Here is a 24256-nt window from a genome sequence, read left to right on the forward strand (position 1 = left end):
CCAGGCCCTGGCCGGCGGGAATCAGCGGGTCGACGATTCCAGCGGCGGGTAGCTGGACGGCGGCGTGGGCACGGGCGAATCGGCAGGTTCGGGCAGCGTGGCCGGTTTGGGGAACTTGGCCAGCTGGGCCTCGGTCGCCTCCAGCACCGGCACCTTGTTCTTGGGGGTCCGGGTGCCCAGGGTGGCGACGAACTCGGCCTCGGTGGGCATCTCGTCGCCCTCGGCGCGCTCGAACACGTCGCCGTTGAAGAACACGGTCAGCTTGCGCGACTGCACCTCGACGCCGGGGCGCTTGAGCGTGAAGACGTATTCCCAGCGGTCGGCGTGGAACAGGCTGGTCACCAGCGGCGTGCCGAGGATTTCCTTGACCTGCTGGCGCCCCATGCCGGGCTTGAGCGCCTCGACCTGCTCGCGGGAGACGAAGTTGCCTTGAACCACGTCCACCTTGTAGGGAGTGACCAGGCTGGCGACGCGGTTGCTGGCGCTGTCGAAGCTGCCGCAGGCCGTCAAGCTGGCGCCGATCAACAGGGTCAGGGCCCAACGGGCGCTGCAGCGGGCGGAAACGGACATGGAGTTAGGCATAGGCGATATGATCCGACCCATTGTAGCGGCAGCTTCTCCCGGGCTTTGGCACGCTGGTTTGGTACACGGAAACCCCTGTCATGACGAACATCGACGAACTCAAGAGCACCGGCCTGAAGGCGACCCTGCCGCGCCTGAAGATCCTCGAGATCTTCCAGAAGGGCGCGCAGCGCCACATGACCGCAGAAGACGTGTTCCGCGTGCTGCTGCAGGAGCGCTCGGACATCGGCCTGGCCACGGTGTACCGCGTGCTCACGCAATTCGAGCAGGCGGGCATCCTGAACCGCAGCAACTTCGAAAGCGGCAAGGCGGTGTACGAGCTCAACGAGGGCCAGCACCACGACCACTTCATCTGCACGGTCTGCGGCAAGGTCGAGGAGTTCTACGACCCCGAGATCGAAAAGCGCCAGCAACTGGTGGCCAAGTCGAAGGGCTGGGTGGTGCAGGACCATTCGATGGCGCTATACGGCCAGTGCGCCACCTGCGCCAAGCTGGCCACCACGCAGCACCGCTGAGCAGCGGGCGCGCGCCGCCCGGCGGGCCCGGGACGCGGCGCGATGGTCAGGAGCCGTCGCGCTCCATGGCGCGGCGGTGCCGCTCCACGAATTCCTGGTAGGTGTCGATCCCGCGCAGGTTCAGGATGGTGTTGCGCACGGCCGCCTCGACCAGCACGGCGATGTTGCGGCCCGCCACCACCTGGATCACCACCTTGAGCACCGGCACGCCCAGCACGTCCTGCGTGAGGGGCTCGTAGGGCATGCGTTCGTAGTCGCGCTCCAGCGTTTCCTTGCGCACCAGATGCACGATGAGCTTGAGCCGCATCTTGCGCCGCACGGCGGTCTCGCCGAAGATCGCGCGGATGTCCAGCAGGCCGATGCCGCGCACCTCCAGCAGGTTCTGCAGCAGGTCGGGGCACTTGCCCTCGATAGTGGTCTGGTTGATGCGGAACAGGTCCACCGCGTCGTCGGCCACCAGGCCGTTGCCGCGCGAGATCAGCTCCAGGCCCAGCTCGCTCTTGCCCAGGCCCGACTCGCCGGTGATCAGCACGCCCAGGCCCAGGATGTCCATGAACACGCCGTGCATGGTGGTGCGGTCGGCGAAGTGCTTGGACAGGTAGGCGCGCAGCACGTCGATGACGAAGGCCGACGACTCGTGCGTGGAGAACATCGGGATCTGCGCACGCTCGCACATGGACAGCAGCGCATCGGGCGCGACCTGGCTGTCGGCCAGCACCAGCACGGGCGGCTCCAGCGTGACGATGCGGGCGATGCGGCGCTTGCAGTCCTCGGGCGTCGCGTTGGTGAGGTAGGCGGTTTCGCGCTCGCCCAGAATCTGCACCCGGTACGGGTGGATGTAATTGAGGTAACCCACCAGGTCGGCGCCGGAGCGCGCGGAGCGCACGGCCACCTCGTCGAAACGCCGCTCGGAGGCCCCGAGGCCGGCGACCCACTCCCACTTCAGCGGGCCGCGGAACTCCTCGAACAGGACATCGGCGCTGACGACATTGGGTTTCACGGAAGGTTCAGCGTTTGCAGCGGCGGCGGCGGGGTCAGGCGGTGGCCTGGGCGGACTGCCAGCCGGCGATCAGGCCGTGCAGCTCGGCGGCATCGGTGCTGCCCTTGATGCGCTCGCGCAGCGAGCCATCGCTCAGCAGCTCGGCGATCTCGGACAGGATCTCCAGATGCTTTTGCGTGGCCGCCTCGGGCACCAGCAGGAAGATCAGGAGCCCGACGGGCTGCTCGTCCGGCGCATCGAAACCGATCGGGTGGGCCAGCTGGAAGACGGCGGCCATCGGCGCCTTCAGGCCCTTGATGCGGCCATGCGGGATGGCGACACCGTGGCCCAGCCCCGTGGAGCCCAGCCGCTCGCGGGCGAAGAGGCTGTCGGTGATGAGGGCGCGCGACAGGCCGTGCTGGCTCTCGAACAACAACCCTGCCTCTTCGAAAGCGCGCTTTTTGCTGGTGGCGTCGACGCTCACGAGCACTTGAGCGGCAGGCAGGATGGAGGCAAGACGGTTCATGGTGAAGGGTTGCGATTATGCACCCCCTAGCATAAACCCTGAGCACTTTCCGGGGGGCATAAAAAAACCGCCCCTCGGGGCGGCGTGGCGAAGGGCCTGGCTGCTCAGGCCCCTGGCGCGAATCAGGCCACGAGTTCGCGCTTGATGGCGCCATGGTGGTGGTTCTGGATGCGGTCCTTGTGCCGGACGACTTGGCGGTCCAGCTTTTCCACCAGGTCGTTCACGGCCACGTACAGGTCGGAATGGGAACTCTCGGCGAACAGATCACTGCCCTTCACATGCACGTTGCATTCCGCGCGCTGGCGTTTTTCCTTCTCCTTTTGCTTCTCGACGGTGAGCAGCACCTTGACGTCGACCACCTGGTCGAAATGCTTGCTGATGATGTCCAGCTTTTCCGTCACATGGGCGCGCAATGCGGGAGTGACTTCGAGGTGGTGACCGCTGATCGTCAGGTTCATAAAACTGGCCTCCTGGGCTTGCGTTGAAGAAGCGCCGTCCTCAAAGGTCTGGTGGAAGGACGGCCCGGCGAAAGGTCAACTCATGCATGTGTTGGATTCACTATGCGCCCGCCCCCGGGCAATTGCAAACGCATACCGAAGTCGGCTGTCGGGTCTTGCCCTCCCAGGTGCCAAGGGCCGAAAAACGGCGCAAAATAGCTTGGCTTTGCTCCGCGGCACACAGCGCAGACGCCTTTGCGGGGCGCACCGCCTGCACGACGCCCTGCCGACCCGATGGTCCGCCGTCCGCTGCGGTCCCGACCCACGCCCCACCCTCCCGACCGCCCTGCACCGGCCATCCCGGCTCGCGCCCTAAAATCGCGGGCTGGCCGGCCCTGCCGCCGAAAGCCGCGGCTTTCCCGTTCGCAATCGCTTCACCCACCATGACCCTGCCCCTTTCCTCCGCACTGCACACCTCCGCCCTCACGTCCCTGCCGCTGCTCGCGCGCGGCAAGGTGCGCGACAACTACGCCGTGGGCGACGACCGCATCCTGATGGTGGCCAGCGACCGCCTCTCGGCCTTCGACGTGATCATGGGCGAGCCGATTCCGGGCAAGGGCGAGCTGCTCACGCAGATGGCACTGTTCTGGTTCGACAAGCTGGGCCACCTGTGCCCCAACCACCTGACGGGCGACGACCCCGAGAGCGTGGTGACGCCGGACGAAGCACCCCAGGTGCGGGGCCGCTCGATGCTGGTGCAGCGCCTGCAGCCGATCCCCGTGGAGGCGGTGGTGCGCGGCTACCTGGCCGGCAGCGGCTGGAAGGAATACCAGGAATCGCGCGCCGTGTGCGGCGTGCAGCTGCCCGAAGGCCTGACCAACGCGGCCAAGCTGCCGCAGCCCATCTACACCCCGGCCGCCAAGGCCGCGATGGGCGAGCACGACGAGAACATCACCTTCGAGCGCACGGTGGAGATGATCGGCATCGAGCTGGCCACGAAGATCCGCGACCTCAGCATCGCCATCTACCAGGAGGCTGCGGCCATCGCGCTGGAAAAGGGCATGATCATTGCCGACACCAAGTTCGAGTTCGGCCTCGCGCCCGACGGCACGCTGGTGCTGATGGACGAGGTGCTCACGCCCGACAGCTCGCGCTACTGGCCCGTGGAAGGCTACGAAAGCGCTCTGGCCGCCGGCGAGAACCCGCCCAGCTACGACAAGCAGTTCGTGCGCGACTGGCTGGAGCAGACGCAGATCAACGGCAAGCCCTGGAACAAGACCGCGCCCGCCCCGCGCCTGCCGCGCGAGGTGGTCGAGAAGACCGCCGCCAAGTACCGCGAGGCGCTCGAGCGCCTGGTGGGCTGAACGGCCCTGCCGCGCGCGCCAGGGAGCGCAGCGGCATCGGGCGGCCGTGTGGCCGCCTCACTCCAGCTCGATGGCCTCCAGCCGCAGCAGCACGCGCGCCTCTTCGCCGAACAGCAGCAGTTGCCGCCCTTCCTGGCGGTAGGTCCGGACTTCGTCCAGCGCGTGCAGGAAACGGCCCTCCAGGGTGGCCGTCTGCAGGCACAGCTGCAGGGTCGTGTTGATCTGCGTCATCCGCAGGCGCACGCCATCGACCGCGTAGCTCGCCAGAAAGCGGTTGCAGCCCCCTGCCCCGCGCGCTTGTCCCCCTTCGCTGTCCAGCACCAGATGCGGCTCGGGCGCGCCAGCGGGGGCCGGCGGCACGGCCGTGTCGTCGATTTCCACCAACCGCCAGTAGGTCTGCCGCAGCGGCACCTCGGCCTGCGCGGTCGCCTTGTCCAGAGGCAGGCGGTGCAGCTCGACATCCACGCGCCGATAGGCCGGGTCCGGCGGCAGCGGATGGATGCCATCGGAGGCGAACCGCACGTAGCCTTGCAGGGACAGCGAGGCGCGAACCCGGTAGCGGCCCGGCAGCAGCGGCTGCGTGAGCGCGGACCGGAAAGGAATCTGCAACTGGTACGGCGGCGGCCCCGGCAGCTCGATGCGCTGGCGCCCGAGCACCGTGGGCGGCGCATCGGGGCGCGAGACGTCGAGCAGCGCCGCCTCGAACACGGCGGGCTCGTCGGGCGGCACGTAAAGGCGCTCACGCGAGAACACCGTGCCGATGACCATGGCATCGGGCGGGGGCGATGTGGCGCAGCCCGCCAGGGCGAGAGCCAGCACCGAGGCCACGGCCAGGGCGGCCGCACGGGCCCGTTCAGCGCCCATGGACCGGGCGGCTTCGGTGGCTGGGGCGCCGGTCAGCTCAGCACCACGCTGGACAGGCGGCGGCGGTAGGTGGCGACCGTCGGGTCTTCCGGCGGGATCTGGCCTTCGGCCACCTTCACCCGAGGCGGCTCGATGATCTCGAGCACGGCCACGTAGGTCTTGCGCGCGGCCTCGTCGCTCCAGGCCTTGTCGCGCATGAGGATTTCCAGCAGTTCGTCCATGGCCTCGGTCCAGCGCTGGTGCGCGATGAACCAGCGCGCCCGGCCGAAGCGGGCGTCGAAATCGCGGCGGTTGGCGGCAATCCCGGCATCGAAATCGGCCAATGCCGAAGGGCCGTTTGCCTCCCTGGCCACGAAATCGATCGCATCCATCCAGGCCTTGAGCGCACCCAGCTTGCGCGATGCCGGGGCCTTGGCGATCACGGGGGCGAAGGCGACCTTGGCGTCGTCCTCGCGGCCCAGCTGCAGCAGCAGCTTCACGTAGTCGAAGCGGGCGTCGTCGTTGGCGGGGTCGGTGGCGACCGCGTGCTGCAGCTTTTCCAGCGCGGTGTCGGTATCGCCGTCGGCCAGCGCGTCCTGCGCCAGCTCCTCCTCCTGCTCGGCCAGGGCCGCCTCGGCGGTGGGCACGTGCTTGTCGAGGAAGGCCCGCACCTGCCCCTCGGGCTGGGCGCCCATGAAGCCATCGACGGGCTGGCCGTTCATCAGCAGCACGCAGGTGGGAATGCTGCGGATGCCGAACATGCCGGCGATCTGCTGCTCCTGGTCGGAGTCGATCTTCACGAGCTTGAAGCGGCCCTCGTACTCGGTCTCCAGCTTCTCCAGGATGGGCCCGAGCGACTTGCACGGGCCGCACCAGGGCGCCCAGAAGTCCACCAGCACGGGCACGTCCATCGAGGCGGCGATGACTTCGGTTTCAAAATTTTCTACGGTGACGTCGATCATGTGTTCAGGCCCGGTGGGTGCGCTCGGCACACAAAAAGTAAAATCGCGGGTTCCACTTCGGCGGGCGGCCGGTTCGGCCAGCGCCCCACTCACATGAAACCCATCCAGATCGGTGTGGTCATGGGCTCCAGCAGCGACTGGGAGACCATGCAGCACGCAGTGCAGATTCTCCAGCAATTCGGCATCGCCCACGAAGCCCGCGTGGTCTCGGCCCACCGCATGCCGGACGACATGTTCGCCTATGCCGAGGCAGCGGCCGGCGCGGGGCTCAAGGCCATCATCGCCGGTGCGGGGGGCGCTGCCCACCTGCCGGGCATGATCGCCGCCAAGACCACCGTGCCGGTGCTCGGCGTGCCGGTGGCCAGCCGCCACCTGCAGGGCGTCGATTCGCTGCACAGCATCGTGCAGATGCCCAAGGGCATTCCGGTGGCGACGTTCGCCATCGGCACGGCGGGTGCGGCCAATGCGGCGCTGTTCGCCGTGGCCCTGCTGGCCACCGAGGACCCCGCCCTGCGCGAGCGGCTCGAGGCCTTCCGCGCCGAGCAGACCGCCGCGGCGCGCGCCATGGCCCTGCCGCCGGTGTCCGCATGAGCGCGCAGCCTACGCCCCCGCTGCTGCCCGGCAGCACGCTCGGCGTGGTGGGCGGCGGCCAGCTCGGCCGCATGTTCGTGCACGCGGCGCAGGCCATGGGCTACTTCACGGCCGTGCTGGATGCCGACGCCGACAGCCCCGCCGGCCGGGTGAGCCACCACCACATCCGCACCGCCTACGAGGACCCGGACGGCCTCGCCCGGCTGGCCGGCCTGTGCGATGCCATCACGACCGAATTCGAGAACGTGCCGGCCCAGGCGCTGCGCACGCTGGGCGCCGAGCGCCCGGTGGCGCCGGCGGCGAGCGCCGTGGCCATTGCGCAGGACCGCGCCCAGGAGAAGGCCCATTTCGTGCGCTGCGGCGTGCCCTGCGCGCCCTACGCGGTGATCGAGACCGCCGCCGATCTGGCGGCCGTGGCGCCCGATCTTCTGCCCGGCATCCTGAAGACGGCGCGCATGGGCTACGACGGCAAGGGCCAGTCCCGCGTGAAGACGCCGGCCGAACTCGCCGCCGCGTGGCAGGCCATGGGCGGCGTGCCCTGCGTGCTGGAAAAGATGCTGCCCCTGGCCCTCGAATGCTCGGTGATCGTGGCGCGCGGCGCCGACGGCACCTGCGTGCACCTGCCCGTGCAGCGCAACCTGCACCGGGACGGCATTCTGGCGGTCACCGAGGTTTACGAGGGAAATGTGCCTCATGCCCTAGTGGAACATGCCGTCGACGCTTCCAAATCGATAGCAAACGGCCTGAATTACGTGGGTGTGCTGTGCGTGGAGTTCTTCGTGCTCGACGGCGGCGAACTGGTGGTCAACGAGATCGCCCCGCGCCCGCACAACAGCGGCCACTACAGCCAGAACGCATGCGACGTCTCGCAGTTCGAATTGCAGGTGCGCACCATGGCCGGCCTGCCGCTCACGCAGCCGCGCCAGCACAGCCCCGCCGTCATGCTCAACCTGCTGGGCGACCTGTGGTTCACGCACGGCCCGCACGCCCGCACGCCCGCCTGGGACGCGGTGCTGGCGCTGCCAGGCACGCACCTGCACCTGTACGGCAAGGCCGACGCCAAGCCCGGCCGCAAGATGGGCCACCTGAACGTGACGGCCCCGACCGCCGAGGCCGCGCGCGCCACGGCGCTGCAGGCGGCGGCGCTGCTGGGCATCGAAGCCTTCTGAACGCGGGCCCGCACACGACATGATCCTCGACGGCCAACGCCCCGAATCCATCGCCGCCGCCGCGCGCGCCCTGCGCACGGGCGCGCTGCTGGGCCTGCCCACCGAGACGGTGTACGGCCTGGCCGCCGACGCGGCCAGCGATGCCGCCGTGGCGCAGATCTTCGCCGCCAAGGGCCGGCCGAGCGACCACCCGCTGATCGTGCACGTGGCCGATGCCGGCGGCATTGCCCACTTCGCCAGCGAAGTGCCGGCGTTCGCGCAGGCGCTGGTCGATGCGTTCTGGCCGGGCCCGCTCACCCTCATCCTGCCGCGCCGGCCCGGCGTGGCCACGGCCGCCACGGGCGGCCAGGACAGCGTGGGCCTGCGCTGCCCCGCCCACCCCGTCGCCCAGGCCGTGCTGCGCGCCGGCGCATCGGACGACCCGGCGCTGGAGGGCCGCCCCGTGTGGGGCGTGGCCGCGCCCAGCGCCAACCGCTTCGGCCGCGTGAGCCCCACCACCGCCCTGCACGTGCAGGACGAGCTGGGCGAGGCGCTGCTGGTGCTGGACGGAGGGCCCTGCGGCGTGGGCATCGAATCGACCATCGTCGATTGCACGCGCGGCGTGCCGGTGCTGCTGCGGCCCGGCGCCATCACCCGCGCGCAGATCGCCCAGGCGTGCGGCCTGGCGCCGCTGTCGAAAGACGACCTGCCCGCGCACACCCCGCGCGCGTCGGGCACCCTGGAGGCCCATTACGCCCCGGCCGCCAAGGTGCGGCTGATGGAGGCCAAGGCGCTGCAGACCGGGCTGGACCTGCTGGGCGCCGATGCCGCGCACCTGGCCGTCTATGCGCGCAGCCCGCTGCGCTCGCGCTCGGCCAAAGTCCAGGTGCGGCGCATGCCCGACGACGCCACGGCCACCGCCCAGCAGCTCTTTGCCGTGCTGCGCGCCTTCGATGACGACGGTGTGAAGCTGATCTGGATCGAAGCCCCGCCCGCCACCCCCGAATGGGAAGGCGTGCGCGACCGCCTGCAGCGTGCCGCGGCCGCATAACCCGGATTGCATGTCCCGCGGCACGCCCTGTTGCAGGCCGTGCCGCGCCAGTCGTTAAACTCTCGCCACATTTTCTGGAGAAAAACCCATGGCAGCAAATTGGATGCGCCGCACCCTCGTGGTCGCCGCTTGTGCAACGGCCACGTTGCTCGCGGCTTGCGGTTCGAGCACAACCGAGTCGGCCATCACGCCCGACCGGTTCATCACGTTCGGTGACGGCTTCACCGACATCGGCCAGAACGGGGCCCGCTACACGGTCAACGACGGCAGCATCAACAACTGGGCCCAGCAGATCGCCAACAACTACGGCAAGAGCTTCACCGCCGCCGCGGCGGGCGGCACGGGCTACGCGCAGGGCAACGCCCGCGTGACGGCCACCACCGACGCCGCCGGCCGGACCACCACTCCGTCCGTCACCCAGCAGATCGACACCTTCCTGTCCAAGGGCGGCTTCGCCGACAACGACCTGGTGCTGATCAACGGCGGCATCAGCGACGTGATCGCCGGCATGGCCGCGGTGAACGCGGGCACGCAGACCAGCGCGCAGTTCCTCACCAACGCGGCCACGGCCGGCAAGGAACTGGCCGCGCAGGTGCGCCGCCTGTCCAACGCGGGTGCCAAGCACGTGGTGGTGACCGGCACCTACGACCTGGGCAAGAGCCCCTGGGCCGTGGGCATCAACCAGACCACGCTGCTGAGCAACGCCAGCACGCAGTTCAACCAGGCCCTGCTGGTGAACATCGAAGACCTCGGCACCACGGTGCTGTACGTCGATCTGGCCTACTACGGCAACGTGTTCGTGGGCTCGCCTTCGGGCTACGGCTTCACCGACAAAGACAACGCCGTCTGCACCTCGGTGGACCCCAACAACGGCATCGGCATCGGCGCAGGCCAGGTCAACTCGCTGCTGTGCAACGCCTCCACGCTGCTGACGGGCGCCGCCCAGGACAAGTACGTGTTCGCCGACCGCGTGTACTTCACGCCCTCGGCCCAGCGCCAGTTCGGCACCTACGCGTACGACCGCCTGCGCGCCCGCTGGTAAGCGCCTCGCAGCCCACGCGAAAAAGCCGACCCTCGGGTCGGCTTTTTTGATGGTGCCGCGGGCTCCGTGCGGCACGGCTGGGGCCTCAGAACCGGTAGCCGATCCCGACCGCGAACACGTTGGGGTTGAGCTTGATGTCGATGTTCTGCCCGCTCGACAGGCGTGTGGTGGTCTTGAGGAAGCCTTTGTAATAGGCCGCGTCCAGGAACCAGCGCTCGTTGAACTGCCATACGAAGCCGACTTGCGCGGTGACGCCCCACTTGTCGTCGATCGACGCGGTGGTGGGATTGGTCGGCGTGCCGCCCGTCAGCCCGTTCAGCGTGGCGGTGGTGCGCTCCTTGAAGAACTTGGCGTAGGTCACGCCCAGCCCGGCATACGGCCGGAAGGCCGCGTTGGCCTCCTGGAAACGGTACTGCGCGAACACCGTGGCGGGCACCACCTTGGTCTCGCCCACCTTGCCCACGCCGCCGATGGCGCCGTCACCGTAGAACGAATGCTTGAACGGCAGGCCGATGGGCACGTCCACCGCCCAGTGGTCGGTCAGCATGTAGTTCAGGCCGCCGGTCAGGGCCGTGGCGGAATGCACGTCCACGCGGGTGCCGGGAAAGCTCGGCGCGCTCAGGTTGCCGCTTTTGACTTGGGGCGAGATTTGGGTCACGCCGGCGCGCAGGCTCAGCGTGCCGGCGACTTGTGCGCTGGCCGTGCCGCAGACGGCAGCCGCGGCGATCGCCACGCAGGCCCAGGAAAATGGCTTCATGAAAACTCCTCGAAGGGGATGGGGCCTGGGCAATCAGAGCCAGCCGGCGGTGGACAGGGAACGCGACACCAGTTGGGCGACCAGCTGGTGGCCGTACGGCGTGGGGTGGAAACTGTCGGCGAAGCCGTAGGACTTCCACCAGTCGGCACCGCCCGTGGCGCCTGCAGGGGGCGTGCGGGCCGACAGGGCGGCCGACGTGCAGGTCGGGAAGGAGTAGGTCGGCAGGCCGTCGCTGCCCACGCCGGTGGCCGGGCAGGCAGCGGTCGACACGTTGGTCAGCTGGTACTGGGCCGGGTTGGTGGCCTGGTCCTTGAACGAGCTGTAGAAGTCCACCAGGGCCAGGCGGCTGTCGGTCCCCAGGCTGGTGGCCAGGCGGGCGTTGTAGGCCTGGATCCAGCCGTCGAACAGGGCTTCGGCCTGGGCGGCGGCGGCCGCGCCGTTGGCGGCCGCGATGGAGGCCACCACCAGGCGGAACCGCGGGGTGAGGGTGATGCCCGGGGCGTTGAGCACCGCGACGCGCTTGGCGCCCTTGTCCAGCGTGTTGGTCTTGATGGTGGCCGCGAAACGCGTGGCCAGCGTCTGCATGTACAGCCCGCCCACCTGCGCCATGCCGGTCGCGCCGCCGGCCAGGGCGGTGTTCACGGTGTTGGCGTCCAGCAGCGTGCCCAGCACGGCGCGGTAGGTGGCGCCGCCGTCGCTCGAGGCGCGCAGGTAGGCGCCGATCAGGTCGGCCGCGTCGTTGGCGCCGCCGTCGATCAGCACCAGGTCGGTGTCGGTGAATCCGGCGGCGCCGGCATCCTGGATCTGCTTGGTGATGGAGACCGGCGAGGTGGGCGCCGTGAAGTTGTTGATGCGCCCGCCGCCCACGGCGTAGTTGGTGCATTCCGCCCGCGTGCCGAACGTGGTGCCGGTCGACTGGTAGTGCGCGCACAGCGTCTGCCCGTAGCTCGTGGCGACGCGCTCGGGCCAGACGGAACTGGAGCCGGCGCCCGTGGCCGCCGTGCCCTGCACGGTGAACTTGAAGCCGAACGTGCCGCTGTCGGCCAGGCTGTCACCCATGACCTTCACGGACTTCACGCTCACGGCGGGCGTCGTGTCCGAGCCGCCGCCCCCGCAGGCCGCCAGCAAAGCGGCTGCCGCCAATGCCGTCACCGCCCAGGAAGCTCTGTTTTTAGTGGTTTTCGAGATCAAGGTGTTCTCCGTCAGGTTGAAAATAGCACGGTCGTGCGTTTTACTGAGGCCCATCGTAAACCCGCACCGCCCGGGGCCGCACAGGGGAACTACCGATAGCCGCGCCGCGCGCAGGCGCCCGTCCGGGGCGCTTCAGCGGTCATGGGCCACCCAATCGACCAGGGCCTCGATGGCCGGGCGCGCCGCGGCCGCGTTCGGGTGGTTGGCGATGGCCACCATCACGTAGCGGCGGCCGCTGGCGGCGTGCACGTAGCCGGCCATGGCCGAGACGTCGCGCAGGCTGCCGGTCTTGAGGTGGGCCGCGCCCACCGAGCGTCCCTGGGCCCGGCGCAGGGTGCCGTCCACGCCGGTGATCGGCAGCGACGACACCAGCTCGGGCATGACAGGCGAGAGCCATGCCGCCTGCAGCATGCGCGCCAGGGCCTGGGCGCTGATGCGTGCCTCGCGGCTCAGGCCCGCGCCGTTGTCCAGTACGGGCGCCTCCGTGCCGGGAAAGCGCTGGCGCCACCACTGTCCGACCACGGCGCGCGCACCGTCGAAGGTGCCGCGGCCGTTCTTTTGCAGCGCCAGCGTGAGGAACACCTGCTGCGTCATCACGTTGTTGCTGTACTTGTTGATGTCGCGCACCACCTCGGCCAGCGCGGGCGAGGACGTGCTGAAGGCCGGGGCCAGGCCGGCGGGCACCCGCCCGTCGCGCACGCTGCCGGTGAGCTTGCCGCCCAGGTCGCGCCACATGCCTTCGATGGCGCGCGCCGCGTAGCCGGCAGGATCGGCCGGCGCCACCGCCCAGGTGCGCTCGCCACAGGCCGCTGGGTACACGCCCTGGAAGGCGATGCGGGCGGGGTCGGCCAGCTCGGCCTTGAGGGCCGTGCGCCAGTCGCCGCACTCCGCGCCCGCCGCTGCGAGCGGCACGGTGGCGGGCCACTGCACGCCGGCCAGCGGCGGTTCGTACTGCACGCGCGCCAGCCCGGCCGGGCCATCGGGCACGAAGGTCATGGCGATCGACTTGTAGTTGACCAGCAGCGCGTCCGGCGCGGCGTTGTAGGGGCGCAGGGGCTCGCCGTCGAAGCGCGCGGCATCGTGGTCGGGCACGTCGAAGGCGCTGCGGTCCAGCACGATGTCGCCGACGATCACCTGGATGCCCTGCGCCTGCAGGCGCCGCATCAGCAGCCACAGGCGCTCCACCACGAGCTTGGGGTCGCCCTGCCCCTTGATGTACACGTTGCCCTGCAGGCTGCCCGACCGGGGGCGGGCGTCCAGGTACACCGGCGTGTCCCAGGTGAAGGCCGGCCCCAGCTGGTCCAGCGCGGCATAGGTGGTGACCAGCTTCATGACCGAGGCGGGATTGACCGGCACCTGCGCGCGGTAGGCGAGCCGGGGCGCCTGCCGGCCCTCCGCATCCACCACCAGCACCGACAGGGCCTCGCGCGGCAGCTTGGCGCGCTGCAGGGCGGCCTCGACCGCGGGCGGCAGGGCGGCGGCCTCGGGCGTGGCGGGAGACTGGGCCAGGGCCGGCAGCGCCGCCCCCGCAAATGCCACGAGCGTGGCCGCGCGCACGGCCAGACGCCGGCGCCATGAAAAGACTTGCAACATGGCGGACGAGTCTAGCGATGCACGCTGGCGCCATTGCCCTGGCGCGCTGCCAGCGGCCGAGGATCGGCCTTCGTCCTACAGATCGATGCGCTCGCGGGGAGGTCCGGCGGCCTTCGGGTTCACCCTAGGATGGCCTCCAATCTTGAAGTCCCGGCCTCCGGGGAGAAAGGCAACTGTGAGCACTTGGTACAAATTGGCTCTCGGCAATGACCAGGACGCGTTCGAGCCCGCGCGCCAGATCCAGCAGATCTTCATGGCGAAGTTCCTGATGACGCCTCCCGGCTCGGGACGCGCCCTTTTCTCCAGCTACGACCTCGCCAGCGACAACCTCTGGCTGTATTTTTCGCCCGCGGCGCGCGACATCGCCACCCGCGTGGCCGCCCAGCCGTGCGACAAGCCCGCCCCCGACGCCCCCCTGGGCCTGCTGGCCGGCGAGGGCGATGCCCTCGCCCAGCCGGCGGCGCTGGAAGCCGCGGCCGCCTGACGCCATCACCGCGCGCTGGGGTTGCGCGCGGCGGGAAGGCAGCCGCCGGCCGGGGCGCCGATAATGCGCACCGGCTCCCCAGCACCGGGTGCGGCGCACGGCTGCGGTTTCGCAGACCCGGCGCTTCGGGCGGGCCACCCACCCTCACCCCATGAACCTGCTCGCCTTCGATACCAGTACCGACACCCTGTCCATCGCCGTCCAGCGCGCCGATGCGACCTGGGAGCACAGCGGGCCCGGCGGCGCGCAGGCATCCGCCACGCTGCTGCCGGCGATCCGGGCGCTGCTGGCCGAGGCCGGCCTGTCGTTCGACACGCTGGATGCCGTGGTCTTCGGGCGCGGCCCGGGTTCGTTCACCGGCCTGCGCACGGCGTGCTCGGTGGCGCAGGGACTGGCGTTCGGTGCGCGCGGCGGCGCGGGCGTGCCGGTGCTGCCGATCGACACCCTGCTGGCCGTGGCCGAGGCGGCCCGCCATGCCCACGGCTGCACGCGCGTGGTGGCGGTGCTCGACGCCCGCATGGACGAGGTCTACACCGCGCCCTTCGAATTCCAGGCCGACGGCACATGGCGCGGAGGCGACGATTTCGGCCTGTGCGCGCCGCAGTCCGTGGCCGTGCCGCCCGGCTACACCGTGGCCGGCAATGCCCGCGCGGCCTATGGCGAGCGGCTCGCACCCGACGCCCCCCACGTGTTCGCCCTGCCGACCGCTCTGGCCCTGCTGCACCTGGCCCCCGCGCGCATCGCTGCGGGGGGCGCGCAACCGGCCAGCGAAGCCCTGCCGCTGTACGTGCGCGATAAAGTGGCGCAAACCACGGCGGAGCGCCTGGCGGCGAGGCAGGCGGCCGCAGCCGCCCTGCCTCCCATTCTGAGTGCCCCATGAGCGCCGTTCCCCACACCCCCGAAGAAGCCCGGTTCGAGCCGCTCACGCTCGCGCGGCTGGATGCGCTGCTGGCGATCGAACAGGTCGCCTACACGCACCCCTGGACGCGCGGCAACTTCATCGATGCCATGGCGGCCGGCTACGAAACCCAGCTGCTGATGGCCGGCGATGAACTGATCGGCTACTTCGTGGCCATGAAAGGCGTGGACGAAGTGCACCTGCTCAACCTGACCGTGGCACCCGCCCACCAGCGCCAGGGCTGGGCCCGGCTGCTGCTGGATGCACTGGCCCTGTGGGCGCGCGGCTGCAACGCGCAATGGCTGTGGCTGGAAGTGCGCGTGAGCAATGCGCGGGCACGGTCGATCTACGAAGCCCGGGGCTTTCGCTTCGTGGGCGAACGCAAGCGCTACTACCCCGCCCACGGCGGCGAACGCGAGGATGCCGTCGTGATGAGCCTGCCACTATGAGCCTGGACCTGGACGCACGCCAGCGCGCCATGCTGGCCGAGATGGGCATCACCGTGTGGGCGCCGGCTCCGGCCTCCGTGGCGGTGCAGGAGCCGGCCGTGGCCAAGACTCCGGCGGCCGAATCCACGGACACCCCCCCCTCCTCCGCCGTGCCGGCCGCGCCCCGATTGGCGCCAGCACCGCAGGCCCCGACTCCCACCATGGCCCGCCCGGCCCCGGTGCCCATGCCTGCGCCCGCGGCGGTGCCACCGGCGCGAGACGAGGCCGCGGGCACCGCCGCCGCCCTGCAGGCGCCGCTGCCGCTGTACCCGCAGGCCGACCCGTCGGCCACGCCGGTGGACCTCGGCTCGGGCTGGCTGGTGCTGGCCGAAAGCGCCACGCCCGACGCCCCGCTGACCGGCGACGCCGGCAAGCTGCTGGACAACATGCTGCGCGCCATGCGCCTGCACCGCCATCCCCGCGTGTTCTTCGCCGCCGTGCAGCGCACCGGCGCGGCGGGCCCTGGCGATGCCGGCATCGCGCACGCCCTGCAGGAGGCGCTGGCCACCCTGCGCCCGGCGATGGTGCTGGTGCTCGGCCTGGGTGCGGCCCGCGCCGTGCTGGAGAGCCGCGAACCCCTGGGCCGGCTGCGCGCCGGCCTGCACGCCCTGCCCGGCGGCACGCCGGCCATCGTCACCTACGACCCGGCCTACCTGCTGCGCGCGCCCGAGGCCAAGGCCGCCGCCTGGGCCGACCTGTGCCGCGCCCTCGCCACGGTGCGGGCGGCGGGCACCCGCGCGCCCGAGGCGGGCTGACGGAAAACAAAGCCTTACCGCTACTGCGCCCACGGGCTGCCAGGCCCCGCCGGCCCTCGGCGGGTGTCATGGGATTGACGCAGCGCAATGCCATAATCCGCGGCTTGCATTTTTGGAGATTCCTCCGTGGAAACCTACCCCAGTTGGTAGCTTTCAGCTCCCGGCCTGCCGAGGGTTGAAAGCCGCCCCATCCCTCGCAGAAAAAGCCCACCACACACCGGGAGTGAGCCCACATGCTCAACATTTTCACGCTCGCCAACGGCCGGCTCGTCCAGGAAGAAATCGAATCCCTGGAAGAGCTGGCGCAGTTCCAGCCCATCTGGGTCGACCTGGAGTCGCCCACCCTCGAAGAAAAACGCTGGGTCAAGCAGCACTACGGCCTCTTCATCCCCGAAGACGCCATGGACGAGGACATCGAGGAATCCGCCCGCTTCTATGAAGAAGACAACGGCGAGCTGCACATCCGCAGCGACTTTCTCATCGACGACGAAGACGACCCGCGCTCGGTGCGCGTGGCCTTCATCCTGAACCTCGTCAACGACACGCTCAAGAGCAAGGGCGTGCTCTTTTCCATCCACGACGAAGACGTGCCCGTCTTCCGCCTGCTGCGCATGCGCGCGCGCCGTGCGCCGGGCCTGATCGAGGATGCGAAGGAGGTGCTGCTCAAGCTCTTCGACGCCGACGCCGAATACTCCGCCGATACCCTCGAAGGCATCTACGACGACCTGAAGAAGGTCAGCGTGCAGGTGCTGGCCGGCGACGTGACCGATGCCCGCGCCGGCGAGGTGCTGGCCGCCATCGCGCGCCAGGAGGACCTGAACGGCCGCATCCGCCGCAACGTGATGGACACGCGCCGCGCCGTGAGCTTCATGATGCGCAGCAAGATGCTCAACGCCGAGCAGTTCGAGGAGGCGCGCCAGATCCTGCGCGACATCGAATCGCTCGATAACCACACGGCGTTCCTGTTCGACAAGATCAACTTCCTGATGGACGCCACGGTCGGCTTCATCAACATCAACCAGAACAAGATCATCAAGATCTTCTCGGTGGCCAGCGTCGCCCTGCTGCCGCCGACGCTGATCGCCAGCGTCTACGGCATGAACTTCAAGTTCATGCCCGAGCTGGACTGGTCGCTGGGCTACCCCTACGCGCTGGCACTGATGGTGGCCAGCGCCCTGGGCCCCATGTGGTACTTCCGAAAGCGCGGCTGGTTGAAGTGACCCCCCCCTGAGCCGCTGCGCGGCCTCCCCCCAGGGAACGACGCCAGTGGCCCGGCGGAGCCGGTTCCACGGCGTCTGCTGGCTTGAAGGCAGGCGCGCTGCCGAGAAGCGGCGGTCTAGCGTCGAATCGACCCCCAGCGCAATCAGTACTAGGGCATTCTGCTATTTATTTCGCAGCAATCGAATGCCAGGAGCACGCCGCGCGGCGTCTGCGGGCCCTCAAGCACGCGCCCTGCTCCAAGTGCCCATTGAGAGCCAAACGGCCCTCCAGCACAATGGTCACTAGGGCATGTAGCTATTATTTTTATAGCATCCTGAGAAACCGCCCGATGATGCCATCGGCATACTGGCTGGCCACGGCCTGCACGAAGCGGGGGAAGTCCACGTGTGCGGCGTCGTCCGCGCGGTCGGAGACCGTGCGCACGGCGGCGAAGGGCACGCCGTAGTCGCTGCAGACCTGGGCCACGGCGGCGCCCTCCATCTCCACCGCCAGCACCGCATGGCCGGCGGCGGTGAACGCGTCGCGCAGCGCCTGCGATTCCTGCACGGTCGACACGAAGCGGTCGCCGCTGGCGATCAGGCCCCAGTGCACGCGCGGAGCGCGCAGGGGCGGCGGCAGTCCGGCGCCGTCCAGCAGCGCGGCCGCGCCGCCGGCCAGGCATTCGCCGGCGGCATCGGCCAGCCGGCCGGCCAGCGCGTCATCGCACGGCAGCCGGGTGCGGCCGTAGCCGGGCAGCTCCCAGCGGGGGAACAGGGGCGAGGCGTCCATGTCGTGCTGCAGGAAGTCGTGCGCCACGACGACGTCGCCCACCTGCACGTCCGCGCCCAGGCCGCCGGCCACGCCGGTGAACACCACGCGTGCCGCGCCGAAGCGCTCGATCAGCGCGGTGGCGGTGGTGGCTGCCGCGACCTTGCCGATGCCCGAGAGCGCCAGCACGACCTCGCACCCGTGCAGGCTGCCGCTCCAGAACGTGCGGCCGGCATGCAGGGTGCGGCGCCCCCGGGAGAGCGCGTCGATGAGGCCCTGCTGCTCTTCGGCCAGGGCGCTGAGGATGGCGGTTGTCACGGCCGCAACGCCCCCAGCGGTTGCGCCCGCGCCGAGGTGGCCCGGAGCCAGGACGGGACGGGCCGCACTAGCGCTTGTCGCGCAGCTCGCGGCGCAGGATCTTGCCCACCGGAGTCTTGGGCAGCGATTCGCGGAACTCGATCACGCGGGGCTGCTTGTAGCCGGTGAGGTTGGCCTTGCAGAACTCGCGCACCTGCGCCTCGGTGAGGTCGGTGCCGCGCTTGACGATGACCAGCTTGACGGCTTCGCCCGTCTTCTCGTCGGGCACGCCCACCACCGCGCACTCGAGCACGCCGGGCAGCGTGGCCACCACGTCCTCGACCTCGTTGGGGTAGACGTTGAAGCCGCTCACCAGCACCATGTCCTTCTTGCGGTCCACGATCTTGAAGTAGCCGCGCTCATCGATCACGCCGATGTCGCCGGACTTGAAGTAGCCGTCGTCCGTCATGACCTTGGCGGTCTCGTCGGGCCGCTGCCAGTAGCCGGCCATGACCTGCGGGCCCTTGATGGCGATCTCGCCGCGCGCGCCCGGCTCGGTCACGTCGCGGCCATCGTCGTCGATGAGCTTCATGTAGGTGCTGGAGATCGGCACGCCGATGGTGCCGGTGAACGCCTTTTCCGTGGCCGGATTGCAGGCGACCGTGGGGCTGGTCTCCGACAGGCCATAGCCTTCGCAGATGGGGCAACCGGTCTTTTCCAGCCAGAGCTTGGCCACCGCGCCCTGCACGGCCATGCCGCCGCCCACCGACACCTTGAGGTTCTTCCAGTTCACGGTGTTGAAGTCGGGGTGGTGGGCCAGGCCGTTGAACAGTGTGTTCACGGCCGGGAAGCTGTGGAAGGTGTGCCGTGAAAGCTCCTTGAGCACCGCCGCCAGGTCGCGGGGGTTGGGCAGCAGGATGTTCTTGGCGCCCGTGCGCATGCTCATCATCATGTTCACGGTGAAGGCGAAGATGTGATAGAGCGGCAGCGCGCACACGGTGGTGGGCTGCTCGTTGGCCGGCACGGTCTGCATCACGGGCAGGTTCCAGGCCTCGGCCTGCAGCACGTTGGCGATGATGTTGCGGTGCAGGAGCACGGCGCCCTTGCTCACGCCCGTGGTGCCGCCCGTGTACTGCAGCAGGGCCACGTCGTCGGGGCGCAGGTCGGGAACCTTGAGCGTGCCGCGCGCGCCCTGCGACAGCGCGTCGTTGAAGCGCACCGCGCCGGGCAGGTTGAACGGCGGCACGAGCTTCTTCACGCTGCGCACCACGTAGTTGACGATCAGGCCCTTGGGGAAGCCCAGGCGGTCGCCCATGGCGCACAGCACGACGTGCTTGACCTGCGTGGCGCCGATGCACGCCTGCAGCGTGGCGGCGAAGTTCTCGATGATGACGATGGCCTTGGCGCCCGAGTCCTTGAGCTGGTGCTCCAGCTCGCGCGGGGTGTACAGCGGGTTCACGTTCACCACCACGAAGCCCGCGCGCAGGATGGCGGCCACGGCCACGGGGTACTGCGGCACGTTGGGCATCATCACCGCGACGCGGTCGCCCTTGGCCAGCCCCAGACCCTGGAGATAGGCCGCAATGTGGCGGCTTTGCACGTCCGTCTCGCCGAAGCTCACATCCTTGCCCATGTAGCTGTAGGCCACGCGGTCGGCGTATTTGCCGAAGCCCTCTTCCATCAGGGCGATGAGCGAGGGGTACTGCGCCGGGTCGATGTCGGCCGGCACCCCGGGTGGGTAGGCGGCAAGCCACGGGCGGTCATTCATGCTGTGTGTCTCCAAACCTGCTGTTACAAAAAGGAGCCCGCATTGTCGTCGCGGGCGAAGGCGCCAGGGGCCTGTAGTTTCCCTAAACCGTGCTGCCCCTGCCGCAGCGGCCACCAGCGGGCGGCGCCGGAGGACGCGCGGGCCTATTCGATGGCCTTGCCGATGTCCTCCACGACTTTCTTCGCGTCGCCGAAGACCATCATGGTCTTGTCCATGTAGAACAGTTCGTTGTCCAGGCCGGCATAGCCCGCCGCCATGGAGCGCTTGTTCACGATCACGGTCTTGGCCTTGTAGGCCTCCAGGATGGGCATGCCGTAGATGGGGCTGCCCTTGGTGTGCGCGGCAGGGTTCACCACGTCGTTGGCGCCGAGGATGATGGCCACGTCCACCTGTCCGAATTCGCCGTTGATGTCTTCCATCTCGAACACCTGGTCGTAGGGCACCTCGGCCTCGGCGAGCAGCACGTTCATGTGGCCCGGCATGCGCCCGGCTACCGGGTGGATGGCGTATTTGACGGTGATGCCCTTCTCGGCCAGCTTGGCGGCCAGCTCCTTGACCGCATGCTGGGCGCGCGCCACGGCCAGGCCGTAGCCGGGCACGATCACCACGGTCTCGGCGTTGCCCAGCACGAAGGCGGCGTCGTCGGCGCTGCCGCTCTTGACGCTGCGCTGCGCCTGCGCGCCGCCGGCCGAAGCCGCCGCCGCATCGCCGCCGAACCCACCCAGGATCACGTTGAAGAACGAGCGGTTCATCGCCTTGCACATGATGTAGGACAGGATGGCGCCAGAGCTGCCCACCAGCGATCCGGCGATGATGAGCATGCTGTTGTTCAGGCTGAAGCCGATGCCCGCCGCCGCCCAGCCCGAGTAGCTGTTGAGCATCGAGACCACCACCGGCATGTCCGCGCCGCCGATGGGAATGATGATGAGCACGCCCATCACGAACGCCAGCGCCAGCATGGCGAAGAAGGCGGTCCAGCTCTCGGTGGCCATGTAGACCAGCCCGAGCCCGATGGTCGCCAGGCCCAGCACGAGGTTGAGCAGGTGCTGGCCCTTGAACTGCACCGGCGCGCCCTGGAACCAGCGAAACTTGTATTTGCCCGACAGCTTGCCGAAGGCGATCACCGAGCCGCTGAAGGTGATGGCGCCGATGGCCGCGCCCAGGAACAGCTCCAGCCGGTTGCCGAACGGGATCGGTAGCCGCGCGAAGCCTTCCACCAGCACGGTGCCCTCGGGTGTGGCGGCGCTGGCCAGGGCCGGAACAGGGGGTGGCACGATGCCGAAGGCCCAGGGCTCGGCCACCGCGGCGACGGCGATGAACACGGCCGCCAGGCCGATCATGCTGTGCATGAAGGCGACCAGTTCGGGCATCTTGGTCATCTCCACCCGCTGGGCCATCACCGTGCCGGCAGCGCCCCCGACGAGCAACCCGAGCAGCACCCAGGCCAGGCCCATGGGCGCGCCGCGCGTGACGCTCCAGATCAACGCGGCGGTGGTGAGCACGGCGATCGCCATGCCGGCCATGCCGAACAGGTTGCCCCGGATCGAGGTGGTGGGATGCGAGAGCCCCTTGAGCGCCTGGATGAAGCAGACGCTGGCCACCAGGTACAGCAGCGTGACAAGGTTCATGCTCATGGCGCGGCCTTGTCGGAAGCGGCGCCGGCGCCAGCGGAGGCCGCGGGCTTGCGCTCCTTCTTGCGGAACATCTCCAGCATGCGCCGCGTGACGAGGAAGCCCCCGAACACGTTCACCGCGGCCAGCGCCACTGCGAGCACGCCCATGGTCTTGCCCAGGGTGGTCTCGGTGAGGGCCGCGGCCAGCATGGCGCCGACGATCACGATGGCCGAGATCGCATTCGTCACCGCCATCAGCGGCGTGTGCAGCGCCGGGGTCACGGTCCACACCACGTGGTAGCCGACATAGATGGCCAGCACGAAGATGATCAGGTTGATCAGCGTGGGGGAAACGGCATCCATGGCAGCACTCCTTGAAGGTGAAGGGGCGAACGGGGCGAAGGAACGGACGACTGGCGGAACGGCGGAATGGCTACTGCGGCGGGGCGACCGGGAACGGCGGCACGATCAGCCGGCCGTCCATCATCGCGGTGCTCAACCGCGCGGCCTGCGCCATCTTGTCGCCCCACTCCAGCGCGGGGCGGCCGGCGCGCAGGAAGGCCTCGTTGTCGCGCGTGGGCGGGCGCAGCAGGCGCTGATCGACCAGTGCATCGATGGTGACGATGGCGCCGCCGTTGGTGGTATAGCGGAAGAACACGTGCGAGTACGGCTTGGCGGGCGCCGCCTGGTTCATGGACAGCCACTGCGCCACGGCGGGGCGGTTCTTGGCCAGGTAGTCCTCGGTATCGGCGCGGCGCTTGTAGCGCAGGCAGTCGATGCGCGCGGGGCTGCCCTGGGCCTTGTCCTCGACGAACACGCCCTGCTGCTGGGGGCACGGGGCCGTCCACAGCGTGGTGTCGCGCGGGTAGTTGGTGCTGTTGGTCTGCACCAGCAGCACGGCCAGCAGCGGCCGGTCCTTGCCCGGACCGCGCAGGCCCATGGCGGTCATCTGCGTGGGCAGGTCGGCGGAGGTGTCGTCGGGCAGCACGTCGATCACCTCGTCGCGGCGGCCCAGCGCCTCCCAGTCGCCGGGCGGCAGTTCCAGCTGCGCACGGCCCACGTGCGGCAGCGCGGGCTGCACGGGCGCGCAGGCGGCCAGGGTGAGCAGCGAGGCGATGGCCAGCAGCGGGCCGCCAAGGCGGGGGGACAGGGGGAGCAGGGATGAAAGCCGGGTCTTCACAGGAATGCTTGTCTTGTCATGCGCGGGTGACCGCGCCTTCATGGGCCACGAGGCAGGCGGCGACGATGTCGTCTTGCCGGTCCACGTGCAGGGCCCCTTCGGGGTGGATGATGAGCTTGAGGAAATCGAGCACGTTGCGCGCGTAGAGTGCCGAGGCATCGGCCGCCACCAGCGCGGGCAGGTTGGTTTCGCCGACCAGCGTCACGCCATGGCGCACCACGGTCTGGCCGGCTTCGGTCAGCGGGCAGTTGCCGCCCTGGGGAGCGGCGATGTCGACGATCACCGAGCCCGGCTTCATGGACTGCACCATCGCCTCGGTCACCAGCACCGGTGCGGGCCGGCCGGGAATGAGGGCGGTGGTGATGACCACGTCGGCCTGGGCCACGCGCTTGGCCACCTCCACCTTCTGGCGTTCCAGCCAGCTGGCCGGCATGGCGCGCGCATAGCCGCCGGAGCCCTGGGCGGCCTCTTTCTCTTCGTCGGTTTCGAAGGGCACGTCGATGAACTTCGCGCCCAGCGATTCGACCTGGTCCTTGACCGAGGGCCGCACGTCGGAGGCCTCGATCACCGCGCCCAGCCGCTTGGCTGTGGCGATGGCCTGCAGGCCGGCCACGCCCACGCCCAGCACCACCACGCGCGCGGCCTTCACCGTGCCGGCGGCGGTCATGAGCATGGGAAAGAAGCGCTGGTAGCGGTCGGCCGCGATCATCACGGCCTTGTAGCCGGCGATGTTGGCCTGGGAAGACAGCACGTCCATGCTCTGGGCGCGCGTGGTGCGGGGCGCGGCCTCCAGCGCATAGGCGGTGACGCCCGCCTGCGCCAGCCGCTGCAGGCCGGCCGCATCGAAGGGGTTGAGCATGCCGACCAGCGTGGCGCCGGGGCGCAACAGGGGCGTTTCAGATTCGGTGGGGCAGCGGACCTTGAGCACGAGGTCGGCGCCCCAGGCGCTGGCGGTGTCCACGATCTCGGCGCCGGCCGCGGCATAGGCGGCATCCGGCACGCTGGCGGCCACGCCGGCACCCGCCTGGATGCGCACCGCATGGCCCTGGGCCTTGAGCTTCTTGACCGTCTCCGGGGTCGCGGCGACCCGGGTTTCTCCAACCATGGACTCGGCTGGTACACCTATCTGCATGTTGTCTGTCTCCCGGCTGGCGTGTGCTCGGCGATCTCCGCTCACTGGGCCCGAGCTTACCCGATGCGCTCCGCGGCATCGGCACGCCCCCAT

The 24256-nt window shown here is 69.6% G+C and carries 26 protein-coding genes; 11 read left to right on the forward strand and 15 right to left on the reverse strand.

The genetic code is table 11. The features are described from left to right. Positions 1–21: 21 nt before the first annotated feature. On the reverse strand, positions 22–570 hold the full coding sequence (locus AVME950_RS22965) for an outer membrane protein assembly factor BamE (protein ID WP_284407324.1): 549 nt from the start codon (positions 568–570) through the stop codon (positions 22–24). A gap of 92 nt (positions 571–662) precedes the next feature. Between AVME950_RS22965 and fur the strand changes: the two genes are divergently transcribed. Beyond that, a complete protein-coding gene (fur, locus tag AVME950_RS22970) occupies positions 663–1097 on the forward strand; it encodes a ferric iron uptake transcriptional regulator (RefSeq protein WP_272566748.1) in 435 nt (144 codons plus the stop codon). 46 nt (positions 1098–1143) lie between these two features. Here fur and hprK read toward each other — a convergent pair whose 3' ends face one another. The 3 genes from hprK to hpf all read right to left on the reverse strand — a co-directional run bounded on the left by hprK (position 1144) and on the right by hpf (position 3060). After that, positions 1144–2097, reverse strand: coding sequence for an HPr(Ser) kinase/phosphatase (gene hprK / locus AVME950_RS22975; protein WP_272566747.1), 954 nt, complete (start codon positions 2095–2097; stop codon positions 1144–1146). Between the two features lie 34 nt (positions 2098–2131). Next, positions 2132–2602 carry a PTS sugar transporter subunit IIA gene (locus AVME950_RS22980; protein WP_272550568.1) on the reverse strand — a complete coding sequence of 157 codons (471 nt, stop codon included), beginning with the start codon at positions 2600–2602 and terminating at the stop codon, positions 2132–2134. A 122-nt stretch (positions 2603–2724) separates the two neighbouring features. Then, on the reverse strand, positions 2725–3060 hold the full coding sequence (gene hpf, locus AVME950_RS22985; protein WP_272566746.1) for a ribosome hibernation-promoting factor, HPF/YfiA family: 336 nt from the start codon (positions 3058–3060) through the stop codon (positions 2725–2727). A 422-nt stretch (positions 3061–3482) separates the two neighbouring features. Here hpf and AVME950_RS22990 point away from each other — a divergent pair, with 422 nt between their 5' ends. Further along, on the forward strand, positions 3483–4403 hold the full coding sequence (locus tag AVME950_RS22990) for a phosphoribosylaminoimidazolesuccinocarboxamide synthase (protein ID WP_272566745.1): 921 nt from the start codon (positions 3483–3485) through the stop codon (positions 4401–4403). Positions 4404–4460: 57 nt separating this feature from the next. Here AVME950_RS22990 and AVME950_RS22995 read toward each other — a convergent pair whose 3' ends face one another. Next, positions 4461–5267 carry an META domain-containing protein gene (locus AVME950_RS22995; protein ID WP_284431587.1) on the reverse strand — a complete coding sequence of 269 codons (807 nt, stop codon included), beginning with the start codon at positions 5265–5267 and terminating at the stop codon, positions 4461–4463. A 32-nt stretch (positions 5268–5299) separates the two neighbouring features. After that, complete coding sequence (gene trxA / locus AVME950_RS23000) at positions 5300–6208, reverse strand: thioredoxin (RefSeq protein ID WP_284431588.1); 909 nt, start codon at positions 6206–6208, stop codon at positions 5300–5302. Between the two features lie 93 nt (positions 6209–6301). Here trxA and purE point away from each other — a divergent pair, with 93 nt between their 5' ends. The 4 genes from purE to AVME950_RS23020 all read left to right on the forward strand — a co-directional run bounded on the left by purE (position 6302) and on the right by AVME950_RS23020 (position 10040). After that, entirely contained in the window at positions 6302–6799 is a 498-nt protein-coding gene (purE, locus tag AVME950_RS23005) for a 5-(carboxyamino)imidazole ribonucleotide mutase (RefSeq protein WP_272566742.1), read from the forward strand. After that, positions 6796–7968 carry a 5-(carboxyamino)imidazole ribonucleotide synthase gene (locus AVME950_RS23010; RefSeq protein ID WP_284431589.1) on the forward strand — a complete coding sequence of 391 codons (1173 nt, stop codon included), beginning with the start codon at positions 6796–6798 and terminating at the stop codon, positions 7966–7968. Before purE ends, AVME950_RS23010 begins: the two co-directional genes overlap by 4 nt. 19 nt (positions 7969–7987) lie before the next feature. Continuing rightward, positions 7988–8998 (forward strand): L-threonylcarbamoyladenylate synthase, encoded by a 1011-nt coding sequence (locus AVME950_RS23015; protein ID WP_284407328.1) that lies wholly within the window; start codon positions 7988–7990, stop codon positions 8996–8998. Between the two features lie 88 nt (positions 8999–9086). After that, positions 9087–10040 carry an SGNH/GDSL hydrolase family protein gene (locus AVME950_RS23020; RefSeq protein ID WP_284424362.1) on the forward strand — a complete coding sequence of 318 codons (954 nt, stop codon included), beginning with the start codon at positions 9087–9089 and terminating at the stop codon, positions 10038–10040. 85 nt (positions 10041–10125) lie between these two features. Here AVME950_RS23020 and AVME950_RS23025 read toward each other — a convergent pair whose 3' ends face one another. The 3 genes from AVME950_RS23025 to dacB form a co-directional block, all read right to left on the reverse strand. Continuing rightward, positions 10126–10797 (reverse strand): OmpW/AlkL family protein, encoded by a 672-nt coding sequence (locus AVME950_RS23025; protein WP_284431590.1) that lies wholly within the window; start codon positions 10795–10797, stop codon positions 10126–10128. Between the two features lie 33 nt (positions 10798–10830). Then, complete coding sequence (locus tag AVME950_RS23030; protein WP_284407330.1) at positions 10831–11988, reverse strand: SGNH/GDSL hydrolase family protein; 1158 nt, start codon at positions 11986–11988, stop codon at positions 10831–10833. Positions 11989–12120: 132 nt separating this feature from the next. Next, complete coding sequence (gene dacB, locus AVME950_RS23035; RefSeq protein ID WP_284431591.1) at positions 12121–13581, reverse strand: D-alanyl-D-alanine carboxypeptidase/D-alanyl-D-alanine endopeptidase; 1461 nt, start codon at positions 13579–13581, stop codon at positions 12121–12123. Between the two features lie 175 nt (positions 13582–13756). On the opposite strand from dacB, the gene AVME950_RS23040 reads away from it, so the two are divergent. The 5 genes from AVME950_RS23040 (at position 13757) to corA (ending at position 17426) form a co-directional block, all read left to right on the forward strand. Then, entirely contained in the window at positions 13757–14065 is a 309-nt protein-coding gene (locus AVME950_RS23040) for a hypothetical protein (RefSeq protein WP_272550553.1), read from the forward strand. A 151-nt stretch (positions 14066–14216) separates the two neighbouring features. Then, positions 14217–14945, forward strand: coding sequence for a tRNA (adenosine(37)-N6)-threonylcarbamoyltransferase complex dimerization subunit type 1 TsaB (tsaB, locus tag AVME950_RS23045; RefSeq protein WP_284424365.1), 729 nt, complete (start codon positions 14217–14219; stop codon positions 14943–14945). After that, positions 14942–15412 carry a ribosomal protein S18-alanine N-acetyltransferase gene (rimI, locus tag AVME950_RS23050; protein ID WP_284424366.1) on the forward strand — a complete coding sequence of 157 codons (471 nt, stop codon included), beginning with the start codon at positions 14942–14944 and terminating at the stop codon, positions 15410–15412. Before tsaB ends, rimI begins: the two co-directional genes overlap by 4 nt. Next, positions 15409–16206 carry a uracil-DNA glycosylase family protein gene (locus tag AVME950_RS23055; protein WP_284431592.1) on the forward strand — a complete coding sequence of 266 codons (798 nt, stop codon included), beginning with the start codon at positions 15409–15411 and terminating at the stop codon, positions 16204–16206. The genes rimI and AVME950_RS23055 overlap by 4 nt, the downstream gene beginning before the upstream one ends. A gap of 233 nt (positions 16207–16439) precedes the next feature. Next, positions 16440–17426, forward strand: coding sequence for a magnesium/cobalt transporter CorA (gene corA, locus AVME950_RS23060; RefSeq protein WP_092742874.1), 987 nt, complete (start codon positions 16440–16442; stop codon positions 17424–17426). Positions 17427–17730: 304 nt separating this feature from the next. On the opposite strand, the gene AVME950_RS23065 is transcribed toward corA, so the two are convergent. The 6 genes from AVME950_RS23065 to AVME950_RS23090 form a co-directional block, all read right to left on the reverse strand. Then, positions 17731–18492 carry a 5'-methylthioadenosine/adenosylhomocysteine nucleosidase gene (locus tag AVME950_RS23065; protein ID WP_284431593.1) on the reverse strand — a complete coding sequence of 254 codons (762 nt, stop codon included), beginning with the start codon at positions 18490–18492 and terminating at the stop codon, positions 17731–17733. Positions 18493–18559: 67 nt separating this feature from the next. Next, entirely contained in the window at positions 18560–20239 is a 1680-nt protein-coding gene (locus AVME950_RS23070; RefSeq protein ID WP_284424369.1) for a long-chain-fatty-acid--CoA ligase, read from the reverse strand. A gap of 143 nt (positions 20240–20382) precedes the next feature. Next, positions 20383–21873: an NAD(P)(+) transhydrogenase (Re/Si-specific) subunit beta gene (locus AVME950_RS23075; RefSeq protein WP_284431594.1), complete on the reverse strand. Its 1491-nt coding sequence runs from the start codon at positions 21871–21873 to the stop codon at positions 20383–20385. Continuing rightward, positions 21870–22214, reverse strand: coding sequence for an NAD(P) transhydrogenase subunit alpha part 2 (locus AVME950_RS23080; RefSeq protein ID WP_284431595.1), 345 nt, complete (start codon positions 22212–22214; stop codon positions 21870–21872). The genes AVME950_RS23075 and AVME950_RS23080 overlap by 4 nt, the downstream gene beginning before the upstream one ends. Positions 22215–22284: 70 nt before the next feature. Beyond that, positions 22285–23031, reverse strand: a complete 747-nt coding sequence (locus AVME950_RS23085) for a hypothetical protein (protein WP_284431596.1) — start codon at positions 23029–23031, stop codon at positions 22285–22287. 16 nt (positions 23032–23047) lie between these two features. Further along, positions 23048–24163, reverse strand: a complete 1116-nt coding sequence (locus AVME950_RS23090; RefSeq protein WP_284407340.1) for a Re/Si-specific NAD(P)(+) transhydrogenase subunit alpha — start codon at positions 24161–24163, stop codon at positions 23048–23050. Between the last annotated feature and the right edge of the window lie 93 nt (positions 24164–24256).

The organism is Acidovorax sp. SUPP950, from assembly GCF_030158935.1.
In the GTDB taxonomy this organism is placed as follows: Bacteria; Pseudomonadota; Gammaproteobacteria; order Burkholderiales; family Burkholderiaceae_C; genus Paracidovorax.

What these genes read in the sequence shown, in the direction of transcription:
- AVME950_RS22965 (WP_284407324.1), bottom strand. Translation starts at nt 570, where the DNA reads ATGTCCGTTTCCGCCCGCTGCAGCGCCCGTTGGGCCCTGACCCTGTTG.
- fur (WP_272566748.1), top strand. Translation starts at nt 663, where the DNA reads ATGACGAACATCGACGAACTCAAGAGCACCGGCCTGAAGGCGACCCTG.
- AVME950_RS22980 (WP_272550568.1), bottom strand. Translation starts at nt 2,602, where the DNA reads ATGAACCGTCTTGCCTCCATCCTGCCTGCCGCTCAAGTGCTCGTGAGC.
- hpf (WP_272566746.1), bottom strand. Translation starts at nt 3,060, where the DNA reads ATGAACCTGACGATCAGCGGTCACCACCTCGAAGTCACTCCCGCATTG.
- AVME950_RS22990 (WP_272566745.1), top strand. Translation starts at nt 3,483, where the DNA reads ATGACCCTGCCCCTTTCCTCCGCACTGCACACCTCCGCCCTCACGTCC.
- AVME950_RS22995 (WP_284431587.1), bottom strand. Translation starts at nt 5,267, where the DNA reads ATGGGCGCTGAACGGGCCCGTGCGGCCGCCCTGGCCGTGGCCTCGGTG.
- trxA (WP_284431588.1), bottom strand. Translation starts at nt 6,208, where the DNA reads ATGATCGACGTCACCGTAGAAAATTTTGAAACCGAAGTCATCGCCGCC.
- purE (WP_272566742.1), top strand. Translation starts at nt 6,302, where the DNA reads ATGAAACCCATCCAGATCGGTGTGGTCATGGGCTCCAGCAGCGACTGG.
- AVME950_RS23010 (WP_284431589.1), top strand. Translation starts at nt 6,796, where the DNA reads ATGAGCGCGCAGCCTACGCCCCCGCTGCTGCCCGGCAGCACGCTCGGC.
- AVME950_RS23015 (WP_284407328.1), top strand. Translation starts at nt 7,988, where the DNA reads ATGATCCTCGACGGCCAACGCCCCGAATCCATCGCCGCCGCCGCGCGC.
- AVME950_RS23020 (WP_284424362.1), top strand. Translation starts at nt 9,087, where the DNA reads ATGGCAGCAAATTGGATGCGCCGCACCCTCGTGGTCGCCGCTTGTGCA.
- AVME950_RS23025 (WP_284431590.1), bottom strand. Translation starts at nt 10,797, where the DNA reads ATGAAGCCATTTTCCTGGGCCTGCGTGGCGATCGCCGCGGCTGCCGTC.
- dacB (WP_284431591.1), bottom strand. Translation starts at nt 13,581, where the DNA reads ATGTTGCAAGTCTTTTCATGGCGCCGGCGTCTGGCCGTGCGCGCGGCC.
- tsaB (WP_284424365.1), top strand. Translation starts at nt 14,217, where the DNA reads ATGAACCTGCTCGCCTTCGATACCAGTACCGACACCCTGTCCATCGCC.
- rimI (WP_284424366.1), top strand. Translation starts at nt 14,942, where the DNA reads ATGAGCGCCGTTCCCCACACCCCCGAAGAAGCCCGGTTCGAGCCGCTC.
- AVME950_RS23055 (WP_284431592.1), top strand. Translation starts at nt 15,409, where the DNA reads ATGAGCCTGGACCTGGACGCACGCCAGCGCGCCATGCTGGCCGAGATG.
- corA (WP_092742874.1), top strand. Translation starts at nt 16,440, where the DNA reads ATGCTCAACATTTTCACGCTCGCCAACGGCCGGCTCGTCCAGGAAGAA.
- AVME950_RS23070 (WP_284424369.1), bottom strand. Translation starts at nt 20,239, where the DNA reads ATGAATGACCGCCCGTGGCTTGCCGCCTACCCACCCGGGGTGCCGGCC.
- AVME950_RS23075 (WP_284431594.1), bottom strand. Translation starts at nt 21,873, where the DNA reads ATGAGCATGAACCTTGTCACGCTGCTGTACCTGGTGGCCAGCGTCTGC.
- AVME950_RS23080 (WP_284431595.1), bottom strand. Translation starts at nt 22,214, where the DNA reads ATGGATGCCGTTTCCCCCACGCTGATCAACCTGATCATCTTCGTGCTG.
- AVME950_RS23090 (WP_284407340.1), bottom strand. Translation starts at nt 24,163, where the DNA reads ATGCAGATAGGTGTACCAGCCGAGTCCATGGTTGGAGAAACCCGGGTC.